Annotated in this window: 17 protein-coding genes; 10 read left to right on the forward strand and 7 right to left on the reverse strand. The window is 67.7% G+C overall.

Annotation, left to right across the window (positions count from 1 at the left end; all coding sequences use genetic code 11):
- Positions 1-43: 43 nt before the first annotated feature.
- The gene (gene tuf, locus BN977_RS22265; RefSeq protein WP_024454172.1) at positions 44-1,234 is read left to right on the forward strand and encodes an elongation factor Tu; all 1,191 of its coding nucleotides are present in this window, start codon (positions 44-46) and stop codon (positions 1,232-1,234) included.
- A 160-nt stretch (positions 1,235-1,394) separates the two neighbouring features.
- Here the strand turns inward: tuf and BN977_RS22270 are convergent, their stop codons facing one another.
- Both BN977_RS22270 and BN977_RS22275 read right to left on the reverse strand, forming a co-directional pair.
- A complete protein-coding gene (locus tag BN977_RS22270) occupies positions 1,395-2,087 on the reverse strand; it encodes a response regulator transcription factor (protein ID WP_036401556.1) in 693 nt (230 codons plus the stop codon).
- Positions 2,088-2,232: 145 nt separating this feature from the next.
- Positions 2,233-4,470: a sensor histidine kinase gene (locus tag BN977_RS22275; RefSeq protein ID WP_131590189.1), complete on the reverse strand. Its 2,238-nt coding sequence runs from the start codon at positions 4,468-4,470 to the stop codon at positions 2,233-2,235.
- Between the two features lie 213 nt (positions 4,471-4,683).
- On the opposite strand from BN977_RS22275, the gene BN977_RS22280 reads away from it, so the two are divergent.
- From BN977_RS22280 to BN977_RS22295, 4 genes are all read left to right on the forward strand, one after another.
- Entirely contained in the window at positions 4,684-5,538 is an 855-nt protein-coding gene (locus BN977_RS22280; RefSeq protein ID WP_036401560.1) for an SHOCT domain-containing protein, read from the forward strand.
- A gap of 79 nt (positions 5,539-5,617) precedes the next feature.
- Positions 5,618-7,057 carry a basic amino acid/polyamine antiporter gene (locus BN977_RS22285; RefSeq protein WP_036401562.1) on the forward strand — a complete coding sequence of 480 codons (1,440 nt, stop codon included), beginning with the start codon at positions 5,618-5,620 and terminating at the stop codon, positions 7,055-7,057.
- An 11-nt stretch (positions 7,058-7,068) separates the two neighbouring features.
- On the forward strand, positions 7,069-8,331 hold the full coding sequence (locus BN977_RS22290) for an arginine deiminase (protein WP_036401565.1): 1,263 nt from the start codon (positions 7,069-7,071) through the stop codon (positions 8,329-8,331).
- Between the two features lie 54 nt (positions 8,332-8,385).
- Positions 8,386-9,240: a mycofactocin-coupled SDR family oxidoreductase gene (locus BN977_RS22295; protein ID WP_036401568.1), complete on the forward strand. Its 855-nt coding sequence runs from the start codon at positions 8,386-8,388 to the stop codon at positions 9,238-9,240.
- Positions 9,241-9,244: 4 nt separating this feature from the next.
- Here the strand turns inward: BN977_RS22295 and rocD are convergent, their stop codons facing one another.
- On the reverse strand, positions 9,245-10,447 hold the full coding sequence (gene rocD, locus BN977_RS22300; RefSeq protein ID WP_084172649.1) for an ornithine--oxo-acid transaminase: 1,203 nt from the start codon (positions 10,445-10,447) through the stop codon (positions 9,245-9,247).
- On the reverse strand, positions 10,444-11,289 hold the full coding sequence (gene ddaH / locus BN977_RS22305; RefSeq protein WP_024453849.1) for a dimethylargininase: 846 nt from the start codon (positions 11,287-11,289) through the stop codon (positions 10,444-10,446). The genes rocD and ddaH overlap by 4 nt, the downstream gene beginning before the upstream one ends.
- 113 nt (positions 11,290-11,402) lie before the next feature.
- Between ddaH and BN977_RS22310 the strand changes: the two genes are divergently transcribed.
- Positions 11,403-11,849, forward strand: a complete 447-nt coding sequence (locus BN977_RS22310; RefSeq protein WP_024453850.1) for an Rv2324 family transcriptional regulator — start codon at positions 11,403-11,405, stop codon at positions 11,847-11,849.
- 45 nt (positions 11,850-11,894) lie between these two features.
- A complete protein-coding gene (locus BN977_RS22315; RefSeq protein WP_036401573.1) occupies positions 11,895-13,085 on the forward strand; it encodes an NAD(P)/FAD-dependent oxidoreductase in 1,191 nt (396 codons plus the stop codon).
- A gap of 51 nt (positions 13,086-13,136) precedes the next feature.
- Here the strand turns inward: BN977_RS22315 and BN977_RS22320 are convergent, their stop codons facing one another.
- From BN977_RS22320 to mftR, 3 genes are read right to left on the reverse strand one after another with little or no spacing between them, the layout of a single operon-like run.
- Positions 13,137-14,402: a VOC family protein gene (locus BN977_RS22320; RefSeq protein ID WP_036401575.1), complete on the reverse strand. Its 1,266-nt coding sequence runs from the start codon at positions 14,400-14,402 to the stop codon at positions 13,137-13,139.
- Positions 14,399-14,899 carry an RNA polymerase sigma factor gene (locus BN977_RS22325; protein ID WP_036401577.1) on the reverse strand — a complete coding sequence of 167 codons (501 nt, stop codon included), beginning with the start codon at positions 14,897-14,899 and terminating at the stop codon, positions 14,399-14,401. The genes BN977_RS22320 and BN977_RS22325 overlap by 4 nt, the downstream gene beginning before the upstream one ends.
- Before the next feature lie 58 nt (positions 14,900-14,957).
- Complete coding sequence (gene mftR, locus BN977_RS22330) at positions 14,958-15,548, reverse strand: mycofactocin system transcriptional regulator MftR (protein ID WP_024453854.1); 591 nt, start codon at positions 15,546-15,548, stop codon at positions 14,958-14,960.
- Between the two features lie 104 nt (positions 15,549-15,652).
- Between mftR and mftA the strand changes: the two genes are divergently transcribed.
- From mftA to mftC, 3 genes are read left to right on the forward strand one after another with little or no spacing between them, the layout of a single operon-like run.
- Positions 15,653-15,748: a mycofactocin precursor MftA gene (mftA, locus tag BN977_RS32045; protein ID WP_081664464.1), complete on the forward strand. Its 96-nt coding sequence runs from the start codon at positions 15,653-15,655 to the stop codon at positions 15,746-15,748.
- Between the two features lie 2 nt (positions 15,749-15,750).
- On the forward strand, positions 15,751-16,050 hold the full coding sequence (gene mftB / locus BN977_RS22335; protein WP_024453855.1) for a mycofactocin biosynthesis chaperone MftB: 300 nt from the start codon (positions 15,751-15,753) through the stop codon (positions 16,048-16,050).
- The gene (gene mftC / locus BN977_RS22340; protein ID WP_036401579.1) at positions 16,047-17,294 is read left to right on the forward strand and encodes a mycofactocin radical SAM maturase; all 1,248 of its coding nucleotides are present in this window, start codon (positions 16,047-16,049) and stop codon (positions 17,292-17,294) included. The genes mftB and mftC overlap by 4 nt, the downstream gene beginning before the upstream one ends.
- Positions 17,295-17,296 lie beyond the last annotated feature (2 nt).

Here is a 17,296-nt window from a genome sequence, read left to right on the forward strand (position 1 = left end):
CACTGCTTAGTACAAGCACCAACAAGTCCAGGAGGACACCACAGTGGCGAAGGCGAAGTTCGAGCGGACGAAGCCGCACGTCAACATCGGGACCATCGGTCACGTTGACCACGGCAAGACCACGCTGACTGCAGCAATCACCAAGGTTCTGCACGACAAGTACCCCGATTTGAACGAGTCGCGCGCATTCGACCAGATCGACAATGCGCCCGAGGAGCGTCAGCGCGGTATCACCATCAACATCTCGCATGTTGAGTACCAGACCGACAAGCGCCACTACGCCCACGTGGACGCCCCCGGTCACGCCGACTACATCAAGAACATGATCACCGGTGCGGCCCAGATGGACGGCGCCATCCTCGTGGTGGCCGCCACCGACGGCCCGATGCCGCAGACCCGCGAGCACGTGCTGCTGGCCCGCCAGGTCGGTGTGCCCTACATCCTGGTCGCCCTGAACAAGTCCGACATGGTCGACGACGAGGAACTCCTCGAGCTCGTCGAGATGGAGGTCCGGGAGCTGCTGTCGGCTCAGGACTTCGACGAGGACGCCCCCGTCGTCCGCGTCTCGGCGCTGAAGGCGCTCGAGGGTGACCCGACCTGGGTCAAGTCCGTCGAGGACCTGATGGACGCCGTCGACGAGTCGATCCCGGACCCGGTCCGCGAGACCGACAAGCCGTTCCTGATGCCCGTCGAGGACGTCTTCACCATCACCGGTCGTGGCACCGTGGTGACCGGTCGCGTCGAGCGTGGCGTGATCAACGTCAACGAAGAGGTCGAGATCGTCGGCATCCGTCCCGGCACCACCAAGACCACGGTCACCGGTGTCGAGATGTTCCGCAAGCTGCTCGACCAGGGCCAGGCCGGTGACAACGTCGGTCTGCTGGTTCGTGGCGTGAAGCGCGAGGACGTCGAGCGCGGCCAGGTCATCGTGAAGCCGGGCACCACCACCCCGCACACCGAGTTCGAGGGCAGCGTCTACATCCTGTCCAAGGACGAGGGTGGCCGCCACACGCCGTTCTTCAACAACTACCGTCCGCAGTTCTACTTCCGTACCACGGACGTGACCGGCGTGGTGACCCTGCCCGAGGGCACCGAGATGGTGATGCCCGGTGACAACACCGACATCTCCGTCAAGCTGATCCAGCCCGTCGCCATGGACGAGGGCCTGCGGTTCGCCATCCGCGAGGGTGGCCGTACCGTCGGCGCCGGCCGGGTTACCAAGATCATCAAGTAGGCACCGCCTACGTGATCATCAAGTGATCTAGCTCTGCTGCGAAAGCGGCGCTCACCTTCGGGTGGGCGCCGCTTTTCGTTTCCCCCGTGCCGCCCAAACGCACGTTTGGGCGGATTTGTGCGAGTGGAATCGGGCCGAACGTCGATCTCGGCGCGGGGCCTCAGAGGTCGTCGATGCTGAGGATGCCGTCCTGGACGGCCCTGGCGATCAATGCGGCCTTGGTCGGCGCCGGCCGGCCGACGGCCGCGTACTTGGCCCGGGCCCGCTGCAGGTGGGTGCGGACCGTCGACGGTTCGATGAACAGGCGCTTGGCGACGAATTCCTTGTTCTCGGTCTGGAACCAGGCGATCAGTACCTCGCGTTCCCGGGTGCTCAGCCCCGGGCGTCCGACCGTCCGGTCGTTGAACAGGGCCTTCGCCATGCGCGGACCGACATAGGGGGTGTTCGAGTGGGCGGCGTAGATCGCGTCGAACAGGTGCTGCTTGTCTTCACCCTTGGCCAGGAAGGTCATGGCGCCGGCGTCCAGACTGCTCAGGATCACCTCGTCGGTGGACATGTGCGAGTAGACGATGACACGGTGCCCCGCCGCGCAGACCTCCCGGAGGCTTTCGAATTCCGGCCGGTACCGCTCGTACTGCAGGTCGAAGAGCACGACCTCGATGGTGCCGTCGGCCTGCGGGTGTTCGGCGAGAAACGACGAGGGGTCGGGGTAGTCGGCGACGAGCTCGATCGGTGGATCGGTATCGGCAAACCATGCTTTGACGCCGGCGTGAATTACGTCATGGTCATCGATCAGTGCCACCGGGATGGCCACCCCGGAATCGCAGACCCCACCCTCTTCGGCTCTATTCATGCAATTCACCTGAGATAGATGACACCACCGATTCGGCACCCCCGCAATTCATCGGATCAGGACTCTACTCGCCGGCAATGCCCGGATGGCCCGAATTAGCAACCCTGGCTAACCATATTGACGTATGGGTCGATAATAGCCCGGTTCAGGCGATGCTGTGCTCGGGGGCCTCGGCGACCTCCGGTGAGCCCGGCAGGTGGTGGTGCACACTGATCCACACCGTGTCGCCGATGGCCGTGACCTCGACGCGCGGATCGGTGTGCTGCGGATGTGCCGAGGCGCCGGCGGCGGTGTCGCAGATGATGCTGGCAATCAGCTCACCGCCTGCCACCGTCAGACCGATCCTGGCGCGTTCCCTGGCCTGGGCAAGCGCGTTGCGCAGCGGCGCCAGGATCTGGTGCCGAGTGTCCTCGTCGAGTTGCGGGAGGTTGTTGTCGGCGTTCATCGTGACGATCACCCCGCGCCGGTCGGCCGCGTCGACGGCGCTGCGCAACTCCGCGACGAGCGGATGGCTGAAGGTGCGCGACTGAAAGATGTAGAGCCGCAACCGGCGCGATTCCAGCCGGGCCCGCTGCCTGGTCTCGGCGTCGACGGCGCCGGTGCTCAAGGTCTGCAGCAACGGGAACACACCGCGGATGAGTTTCGACGTCCGGCGGACATAGTCGTCATGCAGAGCCTCGGCGATGCGGTGCCGGTCGGCCATGGCCCAGCGCTGGCGGAGCTCCTCGGCCGCCGCGACGGTCGCGTTGCGCAGCAGTTCCGGGAAGGCCAGCGCGAACATCTGCACCAGGGCGATGCCGGCGGTGTAGAGGGCCAGGTTGAACGCCATCTCGATGCCGGGCTGCCGCACGAAGGTGAGGATCGCGGTGCCCAGCCAGAAGGCGACCATCGTCGCGGCGGCATACCGGATCCGCCAGCGCAGCAGGAAGGGCAGCACGCACAGTCCGGAGGCGATCAGTGGCCACTGGGCGGGCGTGCCGAGTAACTCGGCGGGCAGTGACAGCGACTGGACCACGATGACCGCGGCCATCACGGTCAGGGCGGGGAAGCTGAGGTTGGGGCCGCGGTCGAGCACCCTTGGCACACCGGCGATGACGACGAGGGCGGCGATCCCGCCGAGCACGAACTGGATCAGCGGCCGCTCGGTGTGGGCGGCGGCGTACGGCACCGCGACCAGCAATTGGACCAGCGCGAAAACCGCGATGCCGAGCCCGAACTGGATGAGCACCCGCTCGGTGAGTTGGTCGATGTCGTCGAGGGTCGCGGTGGTGGTCGCGGAGCACGGAGCCTGGTCCCACGTCAGCGTCACCCTGGTCCCGGTGCCCGGCAACGAGGTGATCGTCGCGCTGCCGTCGATGCGGCGCATCCTGGCGACGATCGATTCGGCGACGCCATGGCCGAGGGTGGTGGCATCCGGGTCGAAGCCGACGCCGTCGTCGACGACGGTGATCATGCCGGGCGCGACGTCGATCTCGATGCGCGACGCGTGGGCGTGCCGTTCGGCGTTGTTGAGCGCTTCGCGGACCGCGGCGAGCACCGTGCGGGCCGTGCGCCCACTGAGGACGAGGCCGGGCCGGCCGGACAACTCGATCTGCGCCGGAAGGTGCGCGACCTCGTGCCGTATCGCCGCGACGATATCGGTGTCGGGCATGGGCTCGGCCCGCGCGGGACCGCCGGTGAGCAGTTCCAGATCCCGGCGGGCTTGGGCGGCAATACGATCCGGTGAGATGTCGGCGCCCTCGCCGACGAGGTAGAGGGTCGACGCGGCGGTGTCGTGCACCAGCGCCAGGTGTTCGAGTTCGTGGTCGCGCACGGCGGCGGCGATCGCGTCCCGCAGTGCCGCGTCGTGGTTTTCGGCGCGGGCCTGGTCCACCTGTCTGGCGATGGCCAGCCCGGTGGCCAGCAGCGCCGCCACGATGGTCCATTCGATGCCGAGCATGTAGAACAGCATCGGAACCTGCGCGGCGCCGTGCCATCCGACCAGCTGAGCGCATCCGAAGGCATACGCGACGGCGATCAGCGCCGATGCCACGAAGCTGATCCGCGGGGGCTGCGCCATGGTGAAGGCGATGACCGCCGCACCGGCGATCACCTGGGGCACCGAGTTGATGTACAGACTCTCGGGCCGTGGGTCGCACCACGGAATCGCCGCCGCGACGATCAGCACGTAGCAGAAGTCGGCCAGCTGGAACGGCAGTGCGCGCGATCGCGTGCACAGACGGAAGGCAGCCCAACCGCCCACCAGTCCGAGCAGGGTTGCCCCGTGCGCACATTCGGGGGTGCCGGGAAGCAGGAGTGCGCTGGAGACGGCCACCAGGGTGACGGTGTTGAGCAGGATGATGGCAAGGTCCTGGCCGCGCTGGATCACCTGCCGCTCAGACACGTGGACATTCCGGATGTCCGGTCCCCGCTCAAGCACATGCAATTCTAGGCACGAAGCGGACGGCGGGGTCCGTCAAGTGGCGGACATCGTCCGTATTGTTTGCCGACGCAAATACATCCGCTGGTGGGAAGTGCCCAAATGATTTCGGCACGCCGCCAAAATGCGCTGGTTGGCGTTAATCTGACCCCGTCCATTTCGAACGGAGCGTGGCACATGGTGTGGCGATACGTGAAAGCGCAGCTGATGGTGCTGCTGTGCGGTGGCCTGGTCGGGCCGATCTTCCTGGTGGTGTATTTCGCCACCGGTCAGAGCTATTTGCTGAAATGGATGTTCTGGGCCGGCTTACTGGTGACCGCGGCCGATGTGCTGATCGCCTTGGCGCTGGCGAACTTTGGAGCCAGATCCGCCGCCCGCACCCAGGCTCTGGAGGCCACCGGTGTGCTCGCGCTGGCGCAGATCACGGGAATGTCGGAAACCGGCACCCGGATCAACGACCAACCGTTGGTGAAACTCAATCTGCACATCTCCGGGCCCGGCATCGCGCCGTTCACCGCCGAGGACCGCGTCATCGCCAGCGTCACCCGGTTGGGCACCCTCACCTCACGCAAGGTCGTGGTGCTGGTGGACCCGGCGACCAATCAGTTCCAGATCGATTGGGAACGAAGCGCCTTGGTCAATGGCCAGGTGCCGGCGACCTTCACCATCGAGGAAGACCACCGCACCTACGATCTGTCCGGACAAGTCGGCCCGCTGATGGAGATCCTGCAGATTCTCAAGGCCAACAACATCGGCATGAACAGCATGATCGACCTGCGCAGCAACCCGTCCGCCCGGGCCCAGGTGCAAGCGGTGGTACGCCGCGCCGGCGCGCAGCAGCAGGCCGCCCCACCGCCTGCCGCGCCCATGGCGCCGCCGGTTGCCCCGGCGCCGGCCGCCTACGTCCCGCCGGCGCCCCCCGCCCCGTCGGCGGCTCAGCGGCTGCAGGAACTGGAGACTCTGCGCGCCACCGGGGCGATTTCGGAGGACGAATACGCCGGCAAGCGCCAGCAGATCATCGCGGAGCTGTAGCGCCCTGACGTATGCGTAGATAACGCTTCCCTCGAGCACCGCGACTGCTAGATTCCGCTTCAGGCTCTGAGGGGGAACGATGAGCGCCCAAGACCGCGCCGTTGCCGACAAGGTCAGTCTGCCGACCCTGACCGCGATGGTCATCGGCTCGATGATCGGTTCCGGGGTATTCCTGCTGCCGCGCCGGTTCGGCGTCGAGACCGGGGTGCTCGGGGCGCTGATCGCCTGGGGCATCGCGGGCGCCGGAATGTTGATGCTGGCGTTCGTCTTCCAACGGTTGGCCACCCGCAAACCCGAGCTGGACGCCGGCATCTACGCCTACGCCAAGGCGGGATTCGGCGACTACGTCGGTTTCAACTCGGCCTTCGGCTTCTGGGCGTCGGCCTGCGCGGGCAACACCTCGTACTGGGTGCTCATCATGACCACCATCGGCGCGTTGTTCCCCGCACTGGGATCCGGCGACACCGTGCTGGCCGTCGTGCTCTCCTCGCTCGGGGTGTGGCTGTTCTGCTTCCTCATCCTGCGCGGGGTGAAGGAGGCCGCGGTCATCAACCGGATCGCGACCGTCGCCAAGGTCGTCCCGATCCTCACGTTCATCGTCATCGCGCTGATCGCCTTCGATGCCGACGTGTTCACCGGCAACTTCTGGGGCGGCGACGGCCACTACTCGCTGGCCTCGCTCTTCGACCAGGCCAAGGGCACGATGCTGATCACCGTATTCGTCTTCCTCGGCATCGAAGGGGCCAGCGTCTATTCGCGGTTCGCCCGCAAACGCGCCGACGTCGGCCGCGCCACCGTCATCGGATTCCTCTCCGTGCTCAGCGTTTTCATGCTCGTCACCCTGGTGTCCTACGGTGTGCTGAGTCAGCCGGACCTGGCCGCGGTGAATCAGCCGTCGATGGCGTCCGTACTGGAATCCATCGTCGGACCGTGGGGTGCGGTCTTCATCAAGGCGGGCGTCATCCTCTCGGTGCTCGGCGCGTATCTGGCCTGGACGCTGATGGCCGCCGAAATCCTCTACATCCCGGCCAAGGCCGCCGACATGCCGAAGTTCTTGGCCCGCACCAATTCCAAGGGCGCACCCATCAGCGCCCTGGTGATGGCGGCCGGTCTGGTGCAACTGCTGCTCATCCTGCTGCTGTTCACCTCCGAGGCGCTGGACTTCATGCTCGATCTCACCGCGGCGCTGTCCCTGATCCCGTACCTGCTGGCCGCCGCCTACGCGCTGAAGCTGACGATCACCCGTGAAACCTACGGCGACCGAAGGTCATTGGTCCCCGACATGATCGTGGCCGCGCTGGCCACCACCTACACCCTGTTCCTGGTGTATGCCGCCGGGTGGGATCACCTGATGCTGTCCTGCCTTCTCTACGCGCCGGCCGCCCTGCTGTATGTGAAGGCGCGCCGGGAGCGTTCGCTGCCGGTGTTCCGTCCTGCCGAGGTGGGCCTGCTGGTGGTCATCGTGGCCGGGGCGGTCGCCGGGGTTTACGGGCTCGTCTCCGGGTCCATCCAGATCTGAAAGGACCAGTCATGACGCGACCTTCCGAGCCGCCTTCGGCCGCTTACGGGGTGCACTCCGAGGTGGGCACCCTGCGCAAGGTGCTGGTGTGCTCGCCGGGCCTGGCGCATGAGCGCCTGACCCCGACCAACTGCGACGACCTGCTCTTCGACGATGTGCTGTGGGTGCAGAACGCCCGCCGCGACCATTTCGACTTCATGGACAAGATGCGCGACCGCGGCGTGGAAGTCGTTGAGCTGCACAACCTGCTGACCGAAACCATGGAGATCGACGAGGCCAGGACCTGGCTGCTGGACCGCAAGATCGTCGCCAACGAGGTCGGGCTGGGCCTGGTGGACGACACCAGGGACTTCCTGGATTCGCTGCAACCGCGCCGGTTGTCGGAGCTGCTCATCGGTGGCATGTCCATCCGCGATCTGCCGGCCGAGGTGCGGACCGGATACCGCACGTTGGCCAGGGAGGACAGTGGTGTCACCGAATACCTGATGCCGCCGCTGCCCAACACCCTCTACACCCGCGACACCACCTGCTGGATCTACGGCGGACTGACGCTCAACCCGTTGTTCTGGCCGGCGCGGCACGACGAGACGCTGCTGATGAAGGCCATCTATCGGTTCCACCCCGACTATGTCGGTTCGACGGTGTGGTGGGGAGATCCCGAGAAGAGCTGGGGGCTGGCCACTCTCGAAGGGGGTGACGTGCTCATCCCCGGTAACGGCGTCGTGCTGATCGGGATGAGCGAGCGCTCGTCTCGGCAGGCCATCACCCAGGTGGCCGCGGCGTTGTTCGCCGCCGGCGCGGCCGAGAAGGTGATCGTCGCCGGCATGCCCAAGCTTCGCTCGGCCATGCACCTGGACACCGTCTTCACCTTCGCCGACCGTGACGTCGTCACGGTCTATCCCGGCATCGTCGACGGCATCGCCCCGTTCACGCTGTTACCGGCCGACCGCCCGGGCGTCGGTGTGGAGGTGATCGAGGAGACCAAACCGTTCATCGAAGTGGTCGCCGCGGCGCTGGGGCTCGCCGAGCTGCGGGTGGTGGAGACCGGTGGTACCCGGTACGACTCGGAGCGACAACAGTGGGACAGCGGTAACAACCTGGTCGCCGTCGAGCCCGGCGTCGTCTTCGCGTACGACCGCAACACCCACACCAACGCGTTGCTGCGCAAGGCCGGGGTCGAGGTGATCACGATCGTCGGCGCCGAGCTGGGACGGGGCCGCGGTGGTGGTCATTGCATGACATGCCCGATCATCCGCGACCCGATCGATTACTAGAACACGTTTCAGTCTGGCTGCTAGCCTGGGCCCGGGTTGACGAAAGGACCGGCAATGGCAGCGGCGAACGGATCGCTCGAAGGACGTGTGGCGTTCGTGACGGGGGCGGCGCGCGGACAGGGCCGGGCCCATGCGATCCGGTTGGCGCGGGAAGGCGCCGACATCATCGCCGCCGATATCTGCGCGCCGGTATCGGACACCATCACCTATCCGGCGGCCAGCCCCGAGGATCTCGCCGAGACGGTGCGCGGTGTCGAAGCGGCCGGGCGCAAGGTGCTGGCCCGCGCCGTCGACGTGCGCGACCTGGCCGCCCAGCAGGAGTTGGTGGCCGACGGCGTGGAACAGTTCGGCCGGCTCGACGTCGTGGTCGCCAACGCGGGCGTGTTGAGCTGGGGCCGGGTGTGGGAACTCACGCCGGAGCAGTGGGACACCGTGGTCGACGTGAACCTCAACGGCACCTGGCGCACCATCAAGGCGGCGGTGCCGGCCATGATCGAAGCCGGCAACGGCGGCTCCATCATCATCGTCAGCTCCTCGGCCGGCCTCAAGGCCACGCCGGGCAACTCGCACTACGCGGCGTCCAAGCACGGGTTGGTCGCGCTCACCAACTCGCTGGCGCTTGAGGTGGGCGAGTTCGGCATTCGGGTCAACTCCATCCACCCGTACTCGATCGACACCCCCATGATCGAGCCCGAGGCCATGGCCGCGATCTTCGCGAAGTTCCCGAGCTTCCTGCACAGCTTCGCCCCGATGCCCTACCACAAGGTGACCGACGGCAAGAACGAGGGACTCGCCGCGTTCATGGAGCCGGAGGAGGTCGCCAACGTGGTGGCCTGGCTGGCCGGTGACGGTTCGGCGACGCTGTCGGGCAGCCAGATCGCCGTCGACCGGGGTGTGCTGAAGTACTAGCGGGTCACCGTCCGGCCAGGACCGCCGCGAATTGTGCCACCGCCCACTCGATTTCCTCGGCGGTGATGACCAGGGGCGGGGCGAACCGCAGTGTGTGGCCGTGGGTGTCCTTGACCAGCACCCCACGCTCGGCCAGCCGCACACTGATCTGCTTGCCGGTGCCCAGTCGCGGATCGATGTCCACGCCGGCCCACAATCCCTTGCCGCGCACCGCCAGTACCCCCGCGCCGCACAACTCCGCCAGCCGGGTGTGCAGCAGTGCGCCCAATTCCGCTGAGCGCGCCTGATATTCGCCCCGTTCGAGCATCGCGACCACCGTCGAGCCGACGGCCGCGGCCAGCGGGTTGCCGCCGAAGGTCGAGCCGTGCTCGCCGGGATGCAACACACCCAGGATCTCCTCGTCGGCCACCACCGCCGACACCGGCACCACGCCGCCGCCCAGCGCCTTGCCCAGCAGATACATGTCGGGCACCACGTCCCAGTGGTCGCAGGCGAAGGTGCGCCCGGTCCGGGCCAGCCCGGACTGGATCTCGTCCGCGATCATCAGCACGTTGCGTTCGGTGCACAGGGCCCGCACCCCGGGCAGGAAATCGTCGGGCGGCACGATGATCCCGGCCTCGCCCTGGATGGGCTCGAGCAGCACGGCGACGGTGTTCTCGTCGATCGCGGCGGCCACCGCGCCGGCGTCGCCGAACGGCACCGACCGGAAGCCGGGGGTGAACGGGCCGAACCCGCTGCGGGCGGTGTCATCGTCGGAGAAGCTGACGATGGTGGTGGTGCGGCCGTGGAAGTTGTTCTGCGCCACCACGATATTGGCCCGACCGGCCGGCACGCCCTTGGCGTCGGTGCCCCACTTGCGGGCCACCTTGATACCGCTTTCCACCGCCTCGGCGCCGGTGTTCATCGGCAGCACCATCTCCTTGCCGCACATCCGGGCCAGTGCCGCGCAGAACGGGCCCAGCCGGTCGGAATGGAACGCCCGGCTGACCAGGGTGACCGTGTCCAGCTGGGCGTGTGCGACGGCGGTGATCTCCGGGTTGCGGTGGCCGAAGTTGACCGCGGAATACGCGGCCAGGCAGTCCAGATAGCGCCGGCCCGCCACGTCGGTGATCCACACACCGTCGGCCGATGCCGCCACCACCGGCAGCGGGGCGTAGTTGCGCGCGACATGGCGCTCGTCGATCGTCATGTGCTCCAGCACCGTCATGAGAACACCTCCAGTGTGCAGCATTTGACGGACCCGCCGCCCTTGAGCAGTTCGGACAGGTCCACCCCGATCGGTTCGAAACCGGCGGCCGACAACTGGTCGGCGAAGCCGGTGGCCGCGGCCGGGTGCACCACGTGGCGCCCGTCGGAAACGGCGTTGAGGCCCAACACGTAGGCGTCGGAGCTGCCGACCAGGATGGCGTCCGGGAAGAGTCGCTCCAGCGTGGCGCGGGCGGCGTCGCTGAACGCCGGCGGATAGTAGGCGATGAGGTCGTCGGTGAGTGCGGTCAGCGCGGTGTCGAGGTGGTAGAAGCGCGGATCGACCAGTTCCAGGCCGACCACCGGCATCCCGGTGATCGTCGCGATCTCGTCGTGCGCCCGCACGTCGGTGCGAAATCCGTAACCGGCCAGGATCTTCGAGCCGATGACCAGCAGATCGCCCTGGCCCTCGTTGACGTGCCGGGTCTGGACCGGGCGGTGCCCCTGGTCGGCCATCCAGGCGGCGTAGGCCGCGGCCTCACCGGCTCGCTGCGGGTAGGCGAACCGGGCGACGATGGCCTGGCCGCCGACGATCAGCCCGCCGTTGGCCGCGTAGACCATATCGGGCAGACCCTGCTGCGGGTCGACCAGATCGACGGTGTGGCCCAGGTCGAGGTAGACACGGCGCAGGTTTTCCCACTGCTCGACGGCCCGTGCGGCGTCCACCGCCGTCGAGGTGTCCATCCACGGATTGATGGCGTACTCGACGGCGAAATGCGTTGGTGCCGTCATGGCGTAGTGGCGGGTGCGGGCGGAGCGGGTCGGGGGCAGGACGGAGTGGCTGGCGACCTCGGAAATCGTCATGGATCAACGGTATGCGGAGGGTATTGTGCAATCAATCGCTATCCGTTGCGTGATAAACGGTGATCTATTGTTACGAATGGCCGAAATCGGCAATCTGTTGCGTGAGGAGCGGTATGGACCGTCTGGACGAGACCGATGAGCGGATCCTGGCCGAGCTGACCGACAATGCCCGCGCCACCTTCGCCGAGATCGGGGAGCGGGTCAATCTGTCGGCGCCGGCGGTGAAGCGGCGGGTGGACCGGCTGCTCGACCACGGGGTGATCCGCGGGTTCACCACCGTCGTCGACCGCAACGCGCTGGGCTGGGGCACCGAGGCCTATGTGCAGGTTTACTGCCACGGCACCATCGCGCCCGCCGAGCTGCGCCGGGCCTGGATCGACATCCCCGAGGTGGTCAGCGCGGCGACGGTGACGGGCACCTCGGACGCCATCCTGCACGTGCTGGCGCGCGATATGCGGCACCTGGAGGAGGCCCTGGAACGCATCAGGGCCAGTGCGGACATCGAACGCAGCGAGAGCATCGTGGTGCTGTCCAACATCATCGAACGTGCCCGGTCCTGAGCAGTACCGATGGGGTAGGCAGGCCGGGGGAGCCTGTCATCGTGTATGAAGACCCACGTGACAAATAATGGTGGAATCGTCATTGTCGGTGGTGGACTGGCCGCGGCCCGCACCGCCGAGCAATTGCGGCGCGCCGAATACAGCGGACCGATCACCATCGTCAGCGACGAGACGCACCTGCCGTACGACCGGCCGCCGCTGTCAAAGGAGGTGCTGCGCAATCCCGAGCACGACGTCGTGCTCAAGCCGCAGGAGTTCTACGACGAGAACGACATCACCCTGCGGCTGGGCTCGGCGGCGACGTCGGTCGACACCACCGCACAGACGGTGACGCTGGCCGACGGCTTGGTGATCGGCTACGACGAGCTGGTGATCGCCACAGGTCTTGTGCCCAAACGGATTCCGTCATTTCCCGACCTGGAGGGCATCAGGGTTCTGCGCTCCATCGACGAGAGCGCGGCGCTGCGTGCCCACGCGGCCACGGCACGGCGGGCGGTGATCGTCGGCGCCGGGTTCATCGGCTGCGAGGTGGCCGCCAGCCTGCATCAGCTCGGGGTGGACGTGGTGATCGTCGAGCCGCAGCCCACCCCACTGGCATCGGTGCTCGGTGAGCAGATCGGCGCGCTGGTGACCCGGCTGCACGAGGCCGAGGGCGTCCGGGTGCGCTGCGGTGTCGGGGTGGCGTCGGTGGTCGGCACCGACACGGTGGAGAAGGTGGTGCTGTCCGACGGCACCGAGCTCGACGCCGACCTGGTGGTCGTCGGCATCGGGTCGCATCCGGTCACCGGGTGGCTGGACGGTAGCGGTATCGAGGTCGACAACGGCGTGGTGTGCGACGGCTCCGGCCGGGCCAGCGCCCCGCACGTGTGGGCCATCGGTGATGTGGCGTCCTGGCGCACCGAAGTGGGACACCAAGTGCGCGTTGAACATTGGAGCAACGTCGCCGAGCAGGCCCGCGCCCTGGTGCCTGCGCTGCTCGGCCAGGAGGCCGCTTCCACGCTGACCACGGTGCCGTACTTCTGGAGCGACCAGTACGACGTGAAGATCCAGTGTCTCGGTGAACCGGCCGCCGGTGACACCGTGCACATCGTGGAGGACGACGGCCGCAAGTTCCTGGCCTACTACGAGCGTGACGGGGTGCTGACCGCGGTGGTCGGCGGCGGGATGCCCGGCAAGGTGATGAAGGCGCGCGGCAAGATCGCCGCCGCGGCGCCGATCACCGACGTTCTCCCGTGATTTGTGGAGCCGCACCCGTAACCATTACGGGTGCGGCTCCACAAATCGCTGTCAGTGCTCGCCGAGGTAGAACCGCGCGCCCTGGTCGTCGGTGCACAGCGCCGACTTCCCGTAGGCCTGTACCGACGGTTCCTGGATGACGGTGCCGCCGGCTTCGCGCACCCGTGTCACGGCCGCATCGATATCGGCGACGGTCCACATCGGCACGGTCCGCGCGACCCGCGCCCCGCCGGCGGCGCCGGCCATCGGATGGGTGTGCAGCACCCCCCACCCGTCCTCGACCCGGCCCGGTTCGAATGCCCAGTTCAGGACCCGGCCGTAGAACGCCTTGAACACAGCCGAATCCGGCACCTCGTAGGTGAGGTAGGACAGTTCGCCCGGTCCGGTGCCGTTGAGCGCGGGCCGCGGAGTGCCTGCGGTGTCGCGGTACACCGCGAACGGGGTGCCCGCCGGGTCGGTGGCGTCGAGCACCGTGCCGAACTCGCGGTCCTGCGGCTGCCCGACCGTGCCGCCGGCGGCCAGGATCGACTGCCTTGCCGCGTCCAGATCGTCGACGGCGTAGCAGCAGAACAGCGTGCTGGGGCCCGGTGTTTCGTGGATGCCCATCGACAAGCCGGTGCCGGCGACGTGGTGGCCTTCGTAGCTCCAGCCCAGCACGTGGGCGTAGAACGCGGCGGCGCGGGCGGCGTCCGGGGTGTTCACCGAGACGTAGCCGACGTCGCCGTGCCGGATGGTCACCGCGGCGCCGGTGCGCGGGCCGGCCAGCATCCAGCGATGCCCGAACGGGTCGACGATCGCGGCGTTACGCGAGCCGTGCTCCTCGTACGGTTCGCGCTGCACCCGTGCGCCCCGGGCGCGGGCCCGCCCCAGCGTGGCGTCGGTGTCGGCCACCTGCAGCAGCAGGCTCACCGAAACCGACTGTGCCGCAGGGGCTCGCAGACCCAGATCGGGATACTCGTCGGCCAGGTAGACCGTCGCGCCGGCCACCGACAGCTCGGCATGCCCGATCCGGCCGTCGGCCATGACCACCGGTGCGCCCACCAGCTCGGCGCCCAGTGCCCCGGCATACCAGTCCAGCGCCGCCCGGGCGTCGGTGACCGCGAGGTAGGGGATCACCAAGCCGGTGCCGGGTGGGGAGGGCTCGGCCAGTTCGGCAAGCAGGGAATCGGTTCCGCTCATCTCAACTCCTTCGGCGCCCGGGGGTAGGGACAGGGCGGCAACCAGGCGGGCGCGCAGCCGGGCCGCGAAGGCGGGGTCGGGTGTGACGGGCAGGTCGTCGCCGTGGAGCGCGGTCAGCGGATCGCGGCTGTTGTTCATGGCGTGCCTCCCTCCGGGTAGTTCGATCTGAAGGCGCGGCGGGCCCGCACCAGCAGGGCTTCGGTGGCGTGCACGGTGCGCCCGATCAGTTCGGCGCACTCGGGTACGGATCGGTCGTCCAGGTAGCGCAGTGCCAGCACGGTGCGGTGCTGCTCGGGCAGCCGGGCCAGAACGGCCTCGGCGACGATGCGGTCCAGCTCGGCGTCCCAGTCGTCCACCGGGTCAACCGGTTCTGGCACGTCACCGACGGGGACGGCGAAGCGGCGCCGATAATGGTCGGCCAGTTTGTGCCGGGCCACCCCGATCAGCCACGGCACGCTCACCGGCGGCGGTGCCGGTTTTCGGGCGGCATCCATCGCCGCCAGGAACGTCTCCGAGGTCAGATCCTCGGCGGTGCCGCGGTCACCGCAACGCCGGACGAAGTACCCGTATACGACGGGCAGTGCCTCGTCGTACAGCGTCAACAACGCCCGGGCGGCGTCAGTTTGGGCGCTCACACCCTCATCGTCGTCGCGGCGGCCCGAACTCCGACGGGGTTGGCCGAACTTTTTTCGATCAGCCCCGCGGGTCGAGCGTGCGCAGGCCGTGGCCCACCACGTCGAACGCGTCGCCCAGCGCGTCGGCCAGCGACACCGATTCGTCGGCCAGCCACTGTTCGTAGGCCGTCAGCGCCACCCCCAGTGCCGTCCAGGCCACCGTCTGCGGTACCAGGTCGGCCGGCTTGCGGCCCAGCCGGCGTGCCACGAACGCCGCGATCACCTCGCGCCACCCGGCGTACATCGTCATCGAATACGCCTGCAGCGCATCGGTCTCCAGGATGACACGCATGCGCTGCCGATGCTGTGGCATCTCTTCGGCGCCGAAGTCGTTGAAGGTCAACAGCGCCGAGCGCAGTGCGGCGTCCAGCGGCACCTCCTCGGGCACGGCGTTGAGCACGTCGCGCAGGTCCTGCAGGTGCGCGTCGAAGTCCGCCCAGGGAATGGCGTTCTTGGAGGAGAAGTAGCGGAACAGGGTGCGCCGCGAGATGCCGGCGGCGGCGGCGACGTCGTCGACGCTGACGTCGTCGAAACCGCGGGTCGCGAACAGTTCCAGGGCCACACCGCTGATGTGGCCCTGGGTGGTGGAAGGGCGGCGTCCCACGCTCATCGATCAGACCCTTCCATTTCGGCACTCGATGCCATATTGTGTGCGGCGTGGGTCACAGTCGTGGGACCCCGCGATCACTCTCACGGTAACGAAAGGGGCAGTCCATGGAACCCAATCAGCACGTTGCGTCCGACACCGATCTGGTCACCGAGTCTCTCGTCGAAGAGGTCTCGATCGACGGGATGTGCGGGGTCTACTGACCATGTCGGCACCGACAGCCCCGGTGGCCGCCTTCGATCCCGGGCGGCCCTGGGCCCTGCACCACCAGGTGGCGGTGCGGCCAGAACCGTTCGGGGCGTTGCTGTATCACTTCGGCACCCGGAAGCTGTCGTTCCTGAAGAACCGGACCATCGTCGAGGTGGTCAGCTCGCTGGCTGACCACCCCGACGTACGGTCCGCCTGCCGCGCCGCCGGAATCGACGACGCCGCCCACGGCCCCTACCTGCACGCGCTGAGCGTGCTCGCACAGTCCCACATGCTGGTCCCGAGGGAGAATCAATGACGAGTGTGGCCCCCGTGCCCCGGCTGGTCGATCAGTTCGAGCGCGGCCTGGACGCCCCGATCTGCCTGACCTGGGAGCTGACCTATGCGTGCAACCTGTCCTGCGTGCACTGCCTGTCGGCGTCCGGCAAGCGCGATCCGCGTGAGCTGAGCACACAGCAGTGCAAGGACATCATCGATGAGCTGGAACGCATGCAGGTGTTCTACGTGAACATCGGCGGCGGTGAGCCGACGGTGCGCTCGGACTTCTGGGAGCTGGTCGACTACGCCACCGAACACCATGTGGGGGTGAAGTTCTCGACCAACGGGGTGCGCATCACCCCGGAGGTGGCCGCCAAACTGGCCGCCAGTGACTACGTCGACGTGCAGATCTCGCTGGACGGCGCGACCGCCGAGATCAACGACGCGGTGCGCGGTCCCGGCTCGTTCGAGATGGCCGTGCGAGCGCTGGAGAATCTGGCCGCCGCCGGCTTCAAGGATGCCAAGATCTCCGTCGTCGTCACCCGGCACAACGTCGACCAGCTCGACGATTTCAAGGCCCTGGCCGACCGTTACGGCGCCACGCTGCGCATCACCCGGCTGCGCCCGTCCGGTCGCGGCGCCGACGTGTGGGACGAATTGCACCCCACCGCCGCGCAGCAGCGTCAGCTCTACGACTGGCTGGTCGCCAAGGGTGAACGCGTGCTCACCGGTGACTCGTTCTTCCACCTGTCCGGGCTGGGGGAGCCGGGCGCACTGGCCGGGCTGAATCTCTGCGGTGCCGGTCGGGTGGTGTGCCTGATCGATCCCGTCGGCGACGTCTATGCCTGCCCGTTCGCCATCCACGAGAAGTTCTTGGCCGGAAATGTGCTCACCAGCAACGGTTTTGCCGACGTCTGGCAGAACTCCGAGCTGTTCCGCGAACTGCGCGAGCCGCAGTCCGCCGGTGCCTGCACCGGGTGCGGGCATTACGACGCCTGCCGCGGCGGCTGCATGGCCGCCAAGTTCTTCACCGGGCTGCCGATGGACGGCCCGGACCCCGAATGCGTGCAGGGTTACGGGGAACCGGCGCTGGCGCGCGAGCGGGACAAGCCCAAGCCCAGCGTCGACCACTCGCGCAGCGGCGGACGCACGCCCCGGGGCCCCATCCCGCTGAAACTGCTCACCGCGCCTCCGAAGTCCGATGTCGGCGCCGGCGCGCCTCGCACGTCCCATGTCGGCGCCGGCGCGCCTCCGAAGAAGTTCTGCAACGAAAGTCCGATCTGATC

The organism is Mycolicibacterium cosmeticum (assembly GCF_000613185.1).
GTDB classification, from domain to species: Bacteria; Actinomycetota; Actinomycetes; order Mycobacteriales; family Mycobacteriaceae; genus Mycobacterium; species Mycobacterium cosmeticum.